The following is a 15746-nucleotide window of genomic DNA, read 5'->3' as shown; positions in this document are numbered from 1 at the left end:
CTCCCCCATGGGGGAGAAAGCTCCATTCTTTCAAACAGTTAATCCATCAACTAAGTTAAGAACAATTCTTAACTACATACTTATTATACGAGGAGGTGGGATAATGACAGATGTACTATTATTGGGAGAACCGATGGGGTTATTCTCAGCGACAGAATATGGATCATTGAAAGAGGCAGTGACATTCAATAAATCCGTCGCAGGTGCAGAAATCAATGTTGGAATAGGTCTTTCTAGATTAGGTCATCAAGTAGAGTACATAACAAAGCTTGGTAAAGATCCAATCGGAGAATTTATTTTTGAAGCACTGCAAAAGGAGTCTATAGGTACAAATTATGTGTCTTTTGATAAAGATTATAATACGGGGCTTATGTTGAAGAACAAAGTGAAAGATGATGATCCAGATACGGCCTACTATAGAAAATCTAGTGCATTTTCCACACTTTCTAAAAAGGATGTAGAAAACATTGACTTTGATAATGTAAAAGTATTGCATGTAACGGGGATCCCACCTGCTTTAAGTCATTCAGTAAGAGAAGCGGTTGAATATCTGATGCAGAAAGCAAAATCTGCTGGAACTTTTATTACGTTCGATCCTAATCTAAGACCTGCTTTATGGAAATCGACACAGGAAATGCTGGAAGTTTTAAATGCTCTAGCAAAATATGCGGATGTTGTATTACCAGGAATATCAGAAGGAGAAACTTTAGTCGGTTCATCTGATGTCGAAGCTATTGCACAATTTTATATAAGAAACGGTGCTAATGTGGTGATAACGAAAAGCGGAAGCCAAGGAGCTTATGTAACAGAAAAAGGTAAAGAGACAATCAATATCCAAGGATTTAAAGTTGAAAAAGTTATCGATACAGTTGGTGCAGGAGATGGCTTTGCGGTAGGGATTTTACATGCCTATCTTGAAGGATTAAACTGGAAAGAAGCAGCGGCGTGTGCCAACGCTATTGGTTCCTTACAAGTTCAGCATGCTGGAGATAATGAAGGCTTGCCTACAAAAGAAGAACTGGATCAGTATTTGAAACATAATAATAGATAAAAAAAGGGTTCTTAGCTACCTGACTCGGTCATGGTAATTAAGAGATTTTTATTTTTAAATAGTTACTATTTTGCTTTACTAGTTCCAGATTCATTAGGCACCAGAAGATACGTAATGATAAATGCAGTAGCGAATGCAATGACAATTCCTAATATAATAAAGATAAAGTATTCACCAACATAAGCTGGCAAACTGAAAACACTTGATAGGATGTATCCATAGATTCTTACTCCAAAGAAACTAATGAATGCAGATGCAACTGAACTTCCGACAGTTGCTGCGATAAATGCTTTGGCATTTTTAGTTAAAACCCCGAATAATGCTGGTTCTGTTATTCCTAAGAAACCGGAAACAACGGCAGAAATCGCAATGCTTTTCTCTTCTTTAGTATTTACTTTCAAATACATTGCTGCTGTAGCATCAGTGATTGAAATGTTTGCCATGAACATCATCGGCATCAACATATCATATCCCTGATTTGCGAAGTTCTGTAGAGCAATTGGAGTCATAGCATGGTGTAAACCAGTAAAGACAGCGATTGGACGTATTCCACCAACTACAATACCGGCTAGGATAGGAGAAACTCCGAATAACCATTCCACTCCGGCTGCTAACCAGTTACCTAGATAAATTCCTGCAGGTCCAATAACAACGAGTGTAAGAATACCTGCAATAAATAGTGAAAGCGTAGGTGTGAAAACCGTTCTCAATACTTCAGGAAGTACTTTATCAATGAAGCGGTGAATATGGCTCAATGCCCATACTGCAATAATGATCGGGATAACTGTTCCGGCATAACTAAATACTGGTACTGGTAAGAATCCAAACAAATTGAACTGATCAATAACGCCTTCTGCTACTGCGTCAGTCATAGCAGGTACTTGAAGACTTGCAGCAATTGCGATAGCAAGATACTGATTAGTCTTGAATATCCTAGCAGCGGAAGCCGCTACGAAGAATGGCAAGAAAGTAAATACACCTTTAGAGATCATATCGATTACGATATAAGTGTGTGATTCATTGCTTATAATATCTAATGCGCTTAATCCAGACATCAATCCCATGATCATACCTGCACCAGCAATAGCAGGTACGATGGGTCCGAAGACTCCAGATACAATATCCATAAATGTAGAAATAATACCTTTGCGTTCAGCTGGTTCATTTGATTCTGTTGAAGAATCCTCAGTATCCATACCAAGTATTGAAGCCACAGTTTCATAATATTCATTTACATTTGTTCCAATAACAATCTGTAACTGTTCGTTCTTATGATTTGTGCCAACAACGGCTTGTTCTTTCATTAAGGCTTCGTGATTGACTATATCATAATTCTTCAATTTGAATCTCAATCTAGTCATGCAATGCCAGACATTTTGAATATTGTCTGCTCCTCCTACGTTTTCAATGATGCGTTTCGCAACATCATGATGTTTCATAAACCTCTTCCTTTCCCCAATTAGATGTGTCCGTTTACAAATAAAATCATAACAAATATATTTCTGTTAGTAAACCAGTCCTAAAATAGATAATAACTACTCTTAATCCTTATAAATAAAGGTTTTAATACATATTTCAAGTTAATTGGACTGGTATTAAGGGGGTTAGTGAATGTTTATCAGTCCAAATTGACAGCGTTCTATTCTTCGTGTTCTAATACTAATAGAGTACAGATTAGATAGGAGAGGAAGTAGTGAATTGATCCCTACTATAATAACTAACATTAAAAGCTACGGCATAAAACCTGATAGACATAATTTGGTGGTCGTAAAAGTGGAGACGGACAAGGGCGTAGTTGGATATGGCTGTGCGACTTTCCAGTTTAGGCCCAAAGCAGTACAAACGATTGTAGATGAATATTTAAAACCGTTACTAGTTGGAAAAGATGCGAATGAAATCGAAGATCTATGGCAGTTGATGTATGTGAATGCTTATTGGCGTAATGGGCCAGTATTGAATAACGCGATTTCCGGAATAGATATGGCATTATGGGATATCAAGGGAAAACTAGCGGAAATGCCGCTGTATCAACTTTTAGGCGGGAAATCTAGAACGGCCATTCCTGCATATACTCATGCAGTAGCGGAGAATATGGAAGATCTGACTAAGCAGATCGATCAATATATGGATGAAGGGTATCGTTATATTCGCTGTCAGTTAGGGTTTTATGGTGGAACAGCTGAAAGTATAAAAGCGCCTGCTGATGCCTTAGAAGGCAGTTATTTTGATCAGCAGGAATACATGGATACTACGCTTAAAATGTTCAAAGAAATTGATAAAAAGTATGGACATTCTTTTCAGATGTTGCATGATGTCCATGAACGGTTACATCCTAACCAGGCTGTGCAGTTTGCCAAAAAGTCTGAGCCTTATAATTTATATTTTTTAGAGGATATTTTACCTCCGGACCAAACAGAGTGGCTGAGTCAAGTCAGAAGCCAGACAGCAACGCCAATTGCGATCGGAGAGTTATTTAACAATCCAATGGAGTGGAAATCAATCATTAAAAATCAGCAGCTGGATTATCTTCGTGTTCATATTTCTCAAATTGGAGGAATTACCCCGGCGATCAAACTGGCACACTTATGTGATGCGTTCGGTGTTCGCGTTGCATGGCATACACCATCAGATATTTCACCAATCGGATTAGCTGTAAATACTCATTTGAATATTCACCTGCATAATGCGGCAATTCAAGAAAATATTGATTTAAAAGACAATACGAAAGCTCTATTTAAGAATGCACCAACACCGGAAAAAGGATATTTCTATCCAATTGATCGTCCAGGTATCGGAGTAGGGTTTGATGAAGAGATGGCAGAAAAGTTTCCGGTTGTTTATCGTCCGCATGAATGGACGCAAAGTCGTTTACCGGATGGGACATTGTTTACACCATAAGTTTAAATATTCGTTCTTCGGGCTTGATGCCCTTTTTTATCAAATGGTGTAATATAAGTACAGGTATAATCAATAGCTGTCAATTCACTGTATTCATAGACTTTACCATTTTTCAGTAAACATCTGTTTTCAATCCGCATAGCGGGGGTGTTTCGCTTAGACATTAATAGTTCTGATTGTTTTTTTGTCAGCAGAGTTGGACTGTAGCTTGTAATATAATGTGAAATAGAATATTTCTTACTCAATACGTATTCCTGAATAGACTGTTCAATGATTTCTTCAGTCAAGTCCGGAAACATAGAAACTGGCATTTTAGAGCGCTCGATCTGTTCAATTTTATAATCAACAATCCTGACTCGCTCGAATGTCCAAATATCTTCTGAGTTATCTAATTGGAAAATCTGCTCCTCTTCCGGAGTAGATTTTTTCTTTTCTAGACTCAAAAACTTTGAGGTGATTCGTTCGTAAGGGGTACGAGTCAAAGTATTGAAAATCAATGGATTCATCTGAAACTGTTTTTTTACATACATTCCTGAACCTTGTACCGTCTCTATAATTCCAATTTCTTCCAAAGTTTTAATGGATTCTTGTATGGTATATCTTGAAACTTGATAAGATTGGGCCATCGTTCGCTGATTAGGTAGTTTTCCGTCCTTAAATTGTTCCTGATAAATTTTACTCAATAAATCCTGGATCACAAATTCTCTTTTTTTCATTTTTTACTCCTTTTACAAACTATTTTTGATTAGTTTAAATAAATAACGCATATAGCACTTTAACAAATTATATAAGCTAAATGTATAAATTAAAAGAGAAAGTAAAAATGGTAGACCTATCTTTAGCATTTCCCTAGAACTTGACACTTATGATTGTGAATGATATAACTAGAGATGCAAGTGATAATCGTTCTCATTCGGGTTTTCAGTGTAAGGGAGGGCTTACATAAATGTCGGTAAAAGATATAACTATTATTGGTGGCGGTCCTGCTGGATTGTATGCAGCATTCTATGCTGGTATGCGGGATCTGGACGTTAGGATTGTTGAAACACAGAAAACATTAGGTGGGAAAATTAATTTTTATCCAGAAAAGCTAGTCTGGGATGTTGGGGGTATTCCTGCAACAACAGGGGCTAATTTAATCGATCAAATGGTTGAACAGGGGCGTGCTTTTAATCCAGAAGTGATATTAGACCAGAAAATAAGTAGATTTGAAAAAACGGCTGATAGTTTGTTTGCATCAGAAAGTGAATCTGGAAATCGATTCTTAAGTAAACGAATAATTGTTGCTACGGGAGGAGGAATATTTAATCCCAAAAAACTTCCCTTACAGTATGACGTTAAGTTTGAAGAAAAGAATCTGCATTATAATATATATCGGTTAAATGCCTTTAAAGGTAAAAAAATTGTAATTGTGGGCGGAGGTAATACAGCTGTTGACTGGGCGAACAACCTTGTAGAAATTGCTGATGAAGTTCATCTCGTCCATCGGAATGACAAGTTCAAAGCCCATGAATTTAATTATAGAAAATTAATAGAATCAGCTGTAACAGTACATACTCATTCGTTAGTAAGTGAAATTATTCCTGATCAGACAGGAAGTTTTATCACTTCTATTAAAATAAGAAATGATCAGACTGATGAAGATACTATTCTTGATTTAGACGAATTAGTTGTAAACATTGGATTTGATAATGATCTGAATTTTCATCATGACCCTGCCTTGAATTTTCAATTGAAAGATGATTATTACATTGAAGGATCTGCTAAAGCCCAGACAGCGGTTGAAGGTGTATACGCTATAGGAGATATTCTGGAGTTCGATGGAAAAGTTCGTTTGATTGCAGGAGCATATAACGATGCCGCTAATGCTGTAAATCAAATCAAGCAGTCACTAGACCCAAGTGCGGATGAAAAAGCAAAAGTCTCTTCCCATAATGAAGTATTTGATGAAAAGAATAAAGAAATGAAAGAACGTTACTATCTGTAGATTGTTCGTCGACTAGAGAAGGAATAATTATGGAACAGATCAGAAAACAAGAATTAAATAAAGAAGAAACTAAAAAAAGAATTCTTAAAAGATTTCATTCGCGTTCAGCTGCTGCCTTTTTTCTGATAGGGGTCCTGGTATTATTTGGAACCATGACTTTTTCCATTTCATATGGAGCCGCGGATATAGATTGGTCGATTATCAGAGAAGCTATACTTCATTTTGATGATCAGAATACGGATCATCTGATTTTGTATGATTTGAGATTTCCGAGAGTTATAGCAGCTGCTTTAGTAGGGTCCTTTCTAGCAATTTCCGGCGTAATTATGCAAGGATTGACTCGTAATCCACTAGCTTCCCCATCTATTATGGGTGTGAGTTCAGGAGCGGGCTTTATGGTAGCGGTTGCTTTTGCGTTATTTCCACAAACGAGTCAGGGTGGATTAATTATATGGGCATTTTTGGGAGCAGGATTAGGAGCAGGACTAGTATTCTCAATTGGACTGGTTTCTAAAAGAGGTTTGACCCCAGTAAAATTAGCTTTAGGAGGAGCAGCTGTTAGCGCTCTACTGCAGTCGGCATCCACTATGCTGGCAATGTATTTTAATGTTAACCGAGATATTAGTTTCTGGTATGCCGGGGGAATAGCAGGCGTCTCTTTAGCAAGTGTTCGTTTAGCAGCTATTGTAGCAGTTGTTGGATTTGTTTTTTCAATTGGATTGTCTCGACCTTTGACTTTGATGAGTCTTGGAGATGAAGTTGCGAAAGGGTTAGGACAGAGGTTAGGAGTAATAAGAACGGTAGGCATCCTTGTTGTACTACTCCTTACAGGTACAGCTGTTTCGATTTCTGGAACAATTGGATTTATAGGGCTGGTAATACCGCATATTACTAAAAAGTTGATTGGAATGGATTATCGTTGGATTATACCATTTTCTGCTATCTTCGGTGCTTGGCTCTTAGTTACTGCAGACATTGTGGCGAGAGTAATCAATCCACCTTATGAAACTCCTGTAGGAGCACTCACTGCGCTAATCGGGGTACCGTTCTTTCTAATTCTAGCAAGAAGAGATGGGAGAGGCTGGAAATGAATTTTAAAAATACTCTAACTAAAAATTATAAAAGCTTCCTGTTCTTTCTAATTCTCCTGATTGTGGTAATTGGCCTTTTTAGTTTAGTTACCGGATATCTGTCAATCTCATTAAGTGATATTTGGGCAACGATGATTGGGAAAGGTACGAAAAGAAATCAACTTTTACTGATAGAATTTCGATTACCGAGGTTATTGGTTGCAGTACTTGCCGGTGCTAGCTTAGGAGTGGCTGGAACTCTCTTTCAAGGGATTACGCAAAATGAGCTTGCCGATCCGGGGATTATAGGAATCAACTCAGGAGCAGGCTTAGCAGTTGTAGTGTTTTTAACAATTCGTTCTAGTCAGATAAATTCGTCAAGTCTAATCAATGTAATCAGCTTGCCTTTTGCAGCATTTGCTGGGGGGCTTATTGCAGCCTTCAGTATTTATGTGATTGCATGGAAAAAAGGCATTACGCCTATTCGAATGGTATTAGTCGGAATAGGCGTAAATGCAGGATTTGGAGCGCTACTGACAATGCTCCAGCTCAGAATGGATGAAAGTGATTTTAATCAAGTAGCAATCTGGCTTTCAGGATCCATATGGAATGCACATTGGCCAGCCGTTTTTAGTTTATTACCATGGGTTATTTTCTTGATTCCAATCAGTATTTATAAATCTCGAATTCTGAATATATTACAGCTTGGAGATCAGATGGCAGTCGGATTAGGGGTGTCGATTGAACTAGAAAGAGTCAAGATGATTGCCATTGGGGTGGCACTAGCAGGAGCTAGTGTATCAGTTGCCGGCGGAATTTCTTTTTTAGGATTAGGGGCACCGCATATTGCAAGAAAATTAGTTGGGAATAAGCATGAACGATTACTGCCAGTTGCTGCTTGTATTGGTGCTTTGGTTTTGCTTATTTCTGATAGTATATCAAGAAACTTATTAGCACCATCAGAAGTTCCAGTTGGATTAGTTGTATCAGTCTTGGGAGCGCCATATTTCTTATACTTACTAGTCAATAGCGAAAGTTAAATTAAATATCTATAAAACAAATGGAGGAAAATAGAATGAAGAAAATTTTGTCAGGTAGTGTGTTGCTAGTATTGGGACTAACGTTATCCGCTTGCGGAAGTAATCAATCAGATTCTTCAGAAACATCATTAGAGGAAACAACAGAAAACTCGGCATCTAAAGTTATGACAGATAAACTGGGTAATGAAGTTGAAATTCCTGATAATCCTGAGAAAGTATTAGCTTCCTATTTAGAAGACTACCTAGTTGCGCTTGATGTTATTCCAGTTGCTCAGTGGTCAGTATACGACGGAGAAAGTATTCAGGAATACCTTCAGGATGAACTAGTGGGGGTGCCGTTGATTCCCCACGATTTACCTTATGAATCGGTATTAGAATATGAGCCAGATTTAATGATTGTACGTGATGCTATTGAACCAGATATGTATGACCAATATGCTCAGATTACTCCAACTTATGTACTTAATTCTAGCCCGACTGAATGGCGAGAAACTTTGACAGAAATTGGAGAAGTTTTGGGAAAAGAAGAAAAAGCGAAGTCAGTGTTGGATTCTTACGAGAAAAAAGCAGAAGAAAAGGCATCGGAACTGGCCAAAGTAGCAGACGGAGAGTCGGCTGCAGCCATATGGATGGTAAACAATAGTTTGTTTGTTGTCCATCCCAAACGTTCAAGTGGGGCAGTTTTATATGAAGATTTAGGACTTGCAGTCCCGGAAGTTGTTTCAGAACTCTCAAGTGATGCAGACTGGGCAGCTATTTCTTTAGAAGAATTAGCAAAAATGGATGTTGATCATTTGTTCTTTGTAAATAGTGATGGACCTAATGCGGAAATGTTCGAAGATCGCTTGTGGCAAAACATTCCTGCGGTACAAAATGAGCAGGTTTATGAGTTTGGACCAGAAACTTCTTGGTTATATTACGGTCCGATAGCTAGTGAACAAGTAATGGATGATGTAGTAGAAAGCATAACAAATAGTGTTCAGTAATAAACTCAACTGAGCTGTAGAGGAGCTGAGTATATGACGAAGATTGAATCACATGCAATGTCAATTGGATATGGAAAGCGAAAAGTATTAAATAATCTATCATTAAAAATACCAGAATCTAAGATTACATGTATCATTGGGCCTAATGGCTGTGGCAAATCAACGTTATTAAAAACTATCGCCCGGCTTCTGAAACCAGCGAATGGAAGTGTAACCCTGGATGGGAAATCAATCCATAAACAAGCTACGAAAGTAATCGCTCAAGAAATAGCAATATTGACTCAAGCACCACAAACGCCAGAGGACATAACAGTGAAAGAATTAGTGTCATATGGAAGGGCACCCTATCAAAAAGGATTTGGGCAGCTACAAACAAAAGACTGGGAAAAAATTCATTGGGCATTAGATCAAGCGCAATTACTCAATCAAGCAGATCGTTCAGTCAGTTCATTATCTGGGGGACAAAAACAAAGAGTCTGGATTGCAATGGCGCTTGCGCAGGATACAGATTGTCTCCTTTTGGATGAACCGACAACGTATCTGGATATGGCACATCAACTAGAAGTCTTGCAAGTTTTAGAGACACTCAACAAGAAATATAAGCGGACTATTGTAATGGTACTGCACGATTTGAACCATGCTGCAAGATTTGCAGATCATCTTATTGCAATTCGTGAAGGGGAAGTCATGAAGTCTGGTACACCAGAAGAAGTCATGCAGCCGGACATTTTACGAGCGGTCTTTGATATAGAAGCAAGTATTGTAGAAGACCCTCATACAGGAAAGCCGGCTCTTCTCAGCTATCAGTTAATAGAATAACAGGTTGATCTAAGAAGAACGATAAGAGACACTTATCGTTCTTCTTAGTGCGCAGATAGAAGTTCACTAAACAAAATATCAAGTCGAACTCTTTGGTATTCTTACTTAACTTTGTTAGAGTAAACATATAATGGAAAATGAAGGGAAGCGTTATAACAATGAACGTACTAGTTGTTGGAGCGAACGGACAAATCGGAACTCACCTTGTAGAAAAATTAAATGTAACAGAAAGCTACAAACCAGTTGCTTTTGTAAGAAAAGAAGAACAAGTGGCTAAGTTCGAAGATAAAGGTATAGAAGCAAGACTTGGTAACTTAGAAAGTTCAGTAACAGATATAAAAAAAAGCATGAAAGATATTGATGTAATCGTCTTTACAGCAGGATCTGGTGGAAATACTGGAACAGATAAAACAATGTTAATTGATCTTGACGGTGCTGTAAAAGTAATGGAAGCAGCAGAAGATATGAATATCAAGCGTTTTGTTATGGTTAGTGCTTTCCAGGCAGATGTAAGAGAAAATTGGAGCGAAGAAATGAAACCATACTTTGCTGCTAAACATTATGCAGATAAATTCTTGATGAATAGTGATTTAAACTATACAATCGTTCGTCCGGGTATGCTTGAAAATAAACCTGCAATCGGAAAGGTATCACTAACTAGAGCACTAACTGAAGCAACTGATCCAATGACGATACCAAGAGAAGATGTTGCGCAATTGATTGTAGCAGTATTAGAAAATGACCACACTTACTTACAGTCATTTGACGTAACAACGGGTGATAAAGAAATTGAAGAAGCGTTAAACGAATTATAATTTGAATTTTAAAGCTTTCTCGAGCTAGGATAATAGTTCGAGAAAGTTTTTTTGTATTTTGTATGATGAAGAAAAATAAAAATATTTGGTGTGTTGTAAAATGAAACGCAACACTAAAAAAAGACATGAAGATTCGTTATACTTAAGTCACCACAACATAGTATAAGGAGAGAATCTTCATGTCACACACTCATTTTAACACAAAGAATTCTAAAGGGCATTTGAAATTCAAAGAACGTGAACTGATTGAACAATGGCTAAAAGAAGACAAAAAGCAAGCTGAGATTGCTCGGTTACTTAGCCGAAACAAATCAACTATTTCACGTGAAATCAAACGGGGTACCGTAGTCCAAATTGTTCAAGGAAAAAAAGTCGAGAAGTATATAGCTGACTTTGGTGAAGTCACTTATTTAAAAAATAGACAACGCAGTCAATCAAAAGGCATGCGAGCTTATTCTGGACGCTTTTGGTATAAATTAAAGAAAGCTCACCATAAAGGTGTCTTCAAAGGAAAAGAGCGTACACACAATATTAAAACATTTGTGATGTCCTATGCTTTAAAGAACCCTAAAGAAACAGTGCCTTGTTTTAAAACAGTCTATCGCTATATTCGTAAAAATGAGTTGTGTATCAAACCACATGATTTACCTATGATGTACCGTTTAAAACCAAGAAAAAACAAGCATAGTCGTCCAAAAGGACGAAATAGGAAAGTTCTGGGTACTAGCATTTCTGACCGTGCATCAGATGTGTTAGACCGCTTAGAATTCGGCCATTGGGAAGCTGACTTAGTAAAGGGAAAACGCCGTAAAGAAGAGCCGGCTGCTATTACGTTAGTCGAACGAAAAACACGTTTCGCTATAGCGATGAAAATCAAGGATTATAAAAGCGAAACAGTATTATCAGCTTTTCAAACACTTGTAGGAAACAGTCCTCATCAGTTTAAAACCATTACATTTGATAATGGATCGGAGTTTGCGAAAGTATCTGAACTTGAGAACGAGCACTTATCTATTTACTTCTGTCATGCCTACGCTTCCTGGGAGCGGGGATCCAACGAAAATTTCAATAAATTGTTAAGAGAGTTTATACCAAAAGGCGAATCGCTACATCATTTTACTTCTGACTATATATCAGAAGCGGCTGATAAAATTAATAAGCGTGTACGATCCATACTCGGCTTAGTATCCGCTCAAGAAGCCTATCAGGACAATATATCATTAATGAAATAAAGACTTGAGTCATAAGAGAATCGAAAAGTGAATTTCCCCCCATGGGGGAAACCCTTCAACTAACCATCTAATAGGTTATGTCTTATGAATAGTAAAACGTTGCATTTGATTTGACAACAGAGGAATAAAAATATTTGGCTTTAACCTATGAAAAGGAAATGAATATGAAAGAGCAAAAGGGATTATACAATCAAACATCCACAATAAGCAAAACGCTGATACGATAATCTCAAAATTTAAGAATCAGTTTAGATTTCATCTAATAAGTGCAAAGATAATATAGAATGCTATAATACGAATAGATTCAGTAGAATTAAAAATAGTTATTTGAAAGGAAGTATAATTATGAAACAATTAACAACCAAATTCATTAAAACTTTAACAATTATGACAACAATGGCATCGATAGCACTGTTTGGAAATGAAAAAGCAGAAGCTGCCGAAGGTATAGATACGAGTGTCGTGGATGAAGCATGGGGATTACCTACTTATGTGTATGGTGGTGGTCTGGATGAAACTCAAATCCAGGATACTGCAGATATTCTTGGAATTGATAGTATAGAAAATGTGGCTAGTGTAGAGGTGACTGGAGAAGATTTACAGACGTATCTGGGTACAGGCTCTGGAAATACAGCAAGTATGATTTCGTCTGTACTGGTACAACGTGAAGACGAAGGAGAAGGCGTCAATGTATTGATTGAAACGCCGGATGATATTACAGAGATTACTCAGGAACAATATGCTAATGCTGCTATTACAGCTGGTGTTGAAGATGTAACGATCATGGTCGCTAGTATTCGTCCCGTAACAGGAGAAAGTGCACTGACGGGCATCTATAAAGCTTTTGATGTAAATGGCGAAGAGCTGGATCAGGACCGTATGGAAGCAGCTCAAGAAGAATTAGAGACGACTAACCAGATTGCACAGGAAAATAGTGGAGATTCAGAATTTGACACTTCTAGGTTTGATCAGGCGATTGTCGAAATCAAACAACAGCTAGCAGAGCTGAAAGAACAACAAGGAGAACTGGCAACAAGAGAAGATATTGAACGAATCATTAACGATGCATTGGAAAATAACAACTTGCAAAATGTGATTTCTCAAGAACAACTAGATCGTTTGTTGTCGTTCTTTGAGACATACCAGCGAACTGGTGCAATTGATTCTGATCAGGTAAAAGAACAGTTAGGAAAATTATCCAGTGATATTCGTTCAAGATTTGGTGATGCTTTTCAAGAAGCTGAAGACAGTGGTCTATTTGATAAAATAGGAAATTTCTTTCGTTCAATTTGGGAGGCTATCTCAGGGTTCTTTAACTAAATAGTTAAAAGCACGTTACTCATTAACTTTTGAGTAACGTGCTTTCATTTTAGTCTATTAAGTTCACTAAGAAGTATTTTTTCTTTCCTCGACGAACAATTACAAATTGATTTTCAAAACTGTCTTTTTCTGATAATACATAGTCAACATCTTTAATACGTTCACCTTTGATTAAGATCGCACCGTTTTTAATATCTTCTCGAGCTTGGCGTCGAGAAGGCTCAATATTAGTTACGTCTACCAAAAATTCAACTAAATTATGGTTCCCTTTAGTAGCTTCTGAAGAAGGAACATCTTTGAATGTTGCTGCAATCTGTTCAGCTGTAAGGTCTTGAATCTCACCAGAAAATAAAGCTTTAGAAATCTGAATGGCTTCATCCAATGCAGCTTGTCCATGTACAAAACGAGTCATCTCTTCAGCTAGCGCCTTTTGAGCAGCGCGTTTGTGCGGCTCAGTTTCTACTTGTTCTGCTAAAACATCAATTTCTTCTTTTGATAAGAAAGTAAAGTATTTAAGGTATTTTATGACATCACGATCATCTTGATTAAACCAGAACTGGTAGAACTCATAAGGAGTTGTTTTTTCAGGATCTAGCCATATTGCACCATCTGCTGATTTACCGAATTTTGTTCCATCTGCTTTTAATAGTAAAGGAATCGTCAAACCAAATGCTTTTGCTTCAGAACCTTCTTTTTTACGTATCAAGTCAAGACCAGCTGTGATGTTACCCCATTGATCGGATCCACCGATTTGAAGCTGAACATCTTCATTCTGGAACAAATGTAAAAAGTCGACAGACTGAATGATCTGGTAACTGAATTCTGTAAAAGAGATTCCGGTGTCCATGCGGTTAGCAACGACATCTTTTGCTAACATCGTGTTGATATTGAATTCTTTTCCGTAGTCTCTTAAAAAGTCAAGAAAGCTCAGATTACTTAACCAGTCATAATTGTTGACCAGTTTGATTCCAGAATGTTCAGAACCAGCTTCAAATAAACTACGCATTTGTCCACTTAATTTTTCAGCGTTTGAAACAATTTTGTCCATCGTCTGGAGTACTCGTTCAGAGTTTCGTCCGCTTGGATCGCCGATAGATCCTGTTCCTCCCCCAATTACAATGACGGGTTTATGCCCGGCCAACTGAAATCTTTTTAAAATCATAAAAGGAATTAGGTGTCCTACATGCATACTATCTCCGGAAGGATCGATACCACAGTATAAAGCGACACTTTTTTCCTCTGTCAATTCTCTTAAACCCTCTTCATCTGTCTGTTGATTAATGGCTCCGCGCCATTCTAATTCATCTAGTATATTCATGGTTCATCTCCTTTGATTTTGATTATTATTTAATTTTTTATATATGACTGTCCAGTGTTCATAGCGGCTTTTATCTATAGTAGTCTCTTTATTACTCTGCTCATCTAGAACTTTTAAAATAAGCGGGGAAGCATTTAGTTCATTCAATTCACTTATCTTGACCCATGTAACTCCGTCTGAATCATTTAAACCATCGGCTACATATAAAGGAAGATCACTGACTTCTTCGTGCAGTGAAACTGTATATAATGCGAAAACATGGTGAGTCGTTACTGATTTTGTATGAGGTTTTATAAAAGTATCATAGATTCTAGGATGGCTATATTTTTTGACTTTCTGTCCTGTTTCCTCGTACACTTCTCTGACTAGCGTTTCAGTCAGACCTTCTCCAGGTTCCTGGCTTCCACCGGGAAGATCATACCGATTTTTATACGGTCCTGAATTTTTATGAATACATAAAATATGCCCTTGTTCAATTACTACACCATATACACCGAAATGCAGAGTATATTCAGGTTCATCCAATACTATCACCATCCTTTCAATAAAAATCAATATTTGAACATAAAAAAAACCCCATAAAAAGTATAAACTTTTTACCGGGACGAACAGCGCCGTGGTACCACCCTGATTAAAATGGACGAAACAGACCATTTTCACTTATTCCCATAACGCTGGGTAGCGCCTGTAGAGGAAAGCTCCAAGGTGTACTTCATTTGATCTGTATGTGCGAATTTCCAGCAACCATTCGCTTTCTAAGACAGTGACAGATAAACTACTATGCCCATTCATCGCTTATTTGCATTATATATGAATTTCAGTATAATTTATTAAAAATCATTAGTCAACTTTCGATAAGAAAAAGTCTTTTAAATATCGTTCGAACGTGATAATGTCCTAAGTAGGTCGAAGCATAAAATGTCCCAAAATGATAAAATAAAATCATGAAAAGGATAATACTAACGATGAATGAAGATAAGAAATATAAAGTAATAAAAGCTGTGGCAGAAAAAAGAAAGGAAAAAAAGAGAGCTTGTGTTGAACTTGGGCTCTCGATGAGGCAAGTTAACAGATTGATTCAAGACTATCAAGAAGGAGGAAAAGCTGTTTTTTCACACGGCAACAGAGGAAAAGCAGCTAGGCACGCCGTGCCAGAGGAAACAAAAAGACAAGTGATCGAGCTCTATCAAAGTTTTAAGATAAAGCCTAA

At 37.4% G+C, this 15746-nt stretch carries 14 protein-coding genes, 1 pseudogene and 1 other annotated feature; of the genes and pseudogenes, 11 read left to right on the top strand and 4 right to left on the bottom strand.

Annotated elements, in window-relative coordinates; all coding sequences use genetic code 11:
- The first annotated feature begins 103 nt into the window (after positions 1-103).
- Positions 104-1051, top strand: coding sequence for a sugar kinase (locus BM212_RS10095; RefSeq protein WP_072693308.1), 948 nt, complete (start codon positions 104-106; stop codon positions 1049-1051).
- Between the two features lie 86 nt (positions 1052-1137).
- Here the strand turns inward: BM212_RS10095 and BM212_RS10090 are convergent.
- Positions 1138-2490, bottom strand: a pseudogene (locus BM212_RS10090) (PTS transporter subunit EIIC); the annotation flags it as partial.
- Positions 2491-2749: 259 nt separating this feature from the next.
- Here BM212_RS10090 and BM212_RS10085 point away from each other — a divergent pair.
- Positions 2750-3949, top strand: coding sequence for an enolase C-terminal domain-like protein (locus BM212_RS10085; RefSeq protein ID WP_072693307.1), 1200 nt, complete (start codon positions 2750-2752; stop codon positions 3947-3949).
- Between the two features lie 2 nt (positions 3950-3951).
- Here BM212_RS10085 and BM212_RS10080 read toward each other — a convergent pair whose 3' ends face one another.
- Positions 3952-4665: a GntR family transcriptional regulator gene (locus BM212_RS10080; RefSeq protein WP_072693306.1), complete on the bottom strand. Its 714-nt coding sequence runs from the start codon at positions 4663-4665 to the stop codon at positions 3952-3954.
- 230 nt (positions 4666-4895) lie between these two features.
- Between BM212_RS10080 and BM212_RS10075 the strand changes: the two genes are divergently transcribed.
- The 8 genes from BM212_RS10075 to BM212_RS10040 all read left to right on the top strand — a co-directional run bounded on the left by BM212_RS10075 (position 4896) and on the right by BM212_RS10040 (position 13218).
- Positions 4896-5936 (top strand): NAD(P)/FAD-dependent oxidoreductase, encoded by a 1041-nt coding sequence (locus tag BM212_RS10075; protein WP_091898370.1) that lies wholly within the window; start codon positions 4896-4898, stop codon positions 5934-5936.
- 29 nt (positions 5937-5965) lie between these two features.
- On the top strand, positions 5966-7027 hold the full coding sequence (locus BM212_RS10070; protein ID WP_091898368.1) for a FecCD family ABC transporter permease: 1062 nt from the start codon (positions 5966-5968) through the stop codon (positions 7025-7027).
- On the top strand, positions 7024-8046 hold the full coding sequence (locus BM212_RS10065) for a FecCD family ABC transporter permease (RefSeq protein WP_091898366.1): 1023 nt from the start codon (positions 7024-7026) through the stop codon (positions 8044-8046). The genes BM212_RS10070 and BM212_RS10065 overlap by 4 nt, the downstream gene beginning before the upstream one ends.
- 35 nt (positions 8047-8081) lie before the next feature.
- Entirely contained in the window at positions 8082-9032 is a 951-nt protein-coding gene (locus tag BM212_RS10060; protein ID WP_232226910.1) for an ABC transporter substrate-binding protein, read from the top strand.
- A 33-nt stretch (positions 9033-9065) separates the two neighbouring features.
- Complete coding sequence (locus BM212_RS10055) at positions 9066-9851, top strand: ABC transporter ATP-binding protein (RefSeq protein WP_091898364.1); 786 nt, start codon at positions 9066-9068, stop codon at positions 9849-9851.
- A 158-nt stretch (positions 9852-10009) separates the two neighbouring features.
- A complete protein-coding gene (locus BM212_RS10050; RefSeq protein WP_091898362.1) occupies positions 10010-10666 on the top strand; it encodes an SDR family oxidoreductase in 657 nt (218 codons plus the stop codon).
- A gap of 179 nt (positions 10667-10845) precedes the next feature.
- Entirely contained in the window at positions 10846-11898 is a 1053-nt protein-coding gene (locus BM212_RS10045; protein ID WP_091898360.1) for an IS30 family transposase, read from the top strand.
- A 345-nt stretch (positions 11899-12243) separates the two neighbouring features.
- Positions 12244-13218 (top strand): DUF1002 domain-containing protein, encoded by a 975-nt coding sequence (locus BM212_RS10040; RefSeq protein WP_091898358.1) that lies wholly within the window; start codon positions 12244-12246, stop codon positions 13216-13218.
- A 49-nt stretch (positions 13219-13267) separates the two neighbouring features.
- Here the strand turns inward: BM212_RS10040 and tyrS are convergent, their stop codons facing one another.
- Entirely contained in the window at positions 13268-14536 is a 1269-nt protein-coding gene (tyrS, locus tag BM212_RS10035; RefSeq protein WP_091898356.1) for a tyrosine--tRNA ligase, read from the bottom strand.
- 3 nt (positions 14537-14539) lie between these two features.
- On the bottom strand, positions 14540-15061 hold the full coding sequence (locus tag BM212_RS10030) for an NUDIX hydrolase (protein ID WP_245750961.1): 522 nt from the start codon (positions 15059-15061) through the stop codon (positions 14540-14542).
- A 72-nt stretch (positions 15062-15133) separates the two neighbouring features.
- Positions 15134-15337 (bottom strand) — a binding site (T-box leader).
- A 164-nt stretch (positions 15338-15501) separates the two neighbouring features.
- On the opposite strand from BM212_RS10030, the gene BM212_RS10025 reads away from it, so the two are divergent.
- The coding region (locus BM212_RS10025) for a helix-turn-helix domain-containing protein (protein ID WP_177206430.1) at positions 15502-15746 on the top strand (245 nt) is incomplete at its 3' end.

It is taken from the genome of Marinilactibacillus piezotolerans (assembly GCF_900114235.1).
Lineage (GTDB): Bacteria > Bacillota > Bacilli > Lactobacillales > Carnobacteriaceae_A > Marinilactibacillus > Marinilactibacillus piezotolerans.
Note: the sequence above shows the minus strand (reverse complement) of the source record. Positions and strands in the feature narration are given on the sequence as shown.

Coding starts and splice junctions, on each gene's coding strand:
- BM212_RS10095 (WP_072693308.1), top strand. CDS start 104: ATGACAGATGTACTATTATTGGGAGAACCGATGGGGTTATTCTCAGCG.
- BM212_RS10080 (WP_072693306.1), bottom strand. CDS start 4,665: ATGAAAAAAAGAGAATTTGTGATCCAGGATTTATTGAGTAAAATTTAT.
- BM212_RS10075 (WP_091898370.1), top strand. CDS start 4,896: ATGTCGGTAAAAGATATAACTATTATTGGTGGCGGTCCTGCTGGATTG.
- BM212_RS10070 (WP_091898368.1), top strand. CDS start 5,966: ATGGAACAGATCAGAAAACAAGAATTAAATAAAGAAGAAACTAAAAAA.
- BM212_RS10065 (WP_091898366.1), top strand. CDS start 7,024: ATGAATTTTAAAAATACTCTAACTAAAAATTATAAAAGCTTCCTGTTC.
- BM212_RS10060 (WP_232226910.1), top strand. CDS start 8,082: ATGAAGAAAATTTTGTCAGGTAGTGTGTTGCTAGTATTGGGACTAACG.
- BM212_RS10055 (WP_091898364.1), top strand. CDS start 9,066: ATGACGAAGATTGAATCACATGCAATGTCAATTGGATATGGAAAGCGA.
- BM212_RS10050 (WP_091898362.1), top strand. CDS start 10,010: ATGAACGTACTAGTTGTTGGAGCGAACGGACAAATCGGAACTCACCTT.
- BM212_RS10045 (WP_091898360.1), top strand. CDS start 10,846: ATGTCACACACTCATTTTAACACAAAGAATTCTAAAGGGCATTTGAAA.
- BM212_RS10040 (WP_091898358.1), top strand. CDS start 12,244: ATGAAACAATTAACAACCAAATTCATTAAAACTTTAACAATTATGACA.
- tyrS (WP_091898356.1), bottom strand. CDS start 14,536: ATGAATATACTAGATGAATTAGAATGGCGCGGAGCCATTAATCAACAG.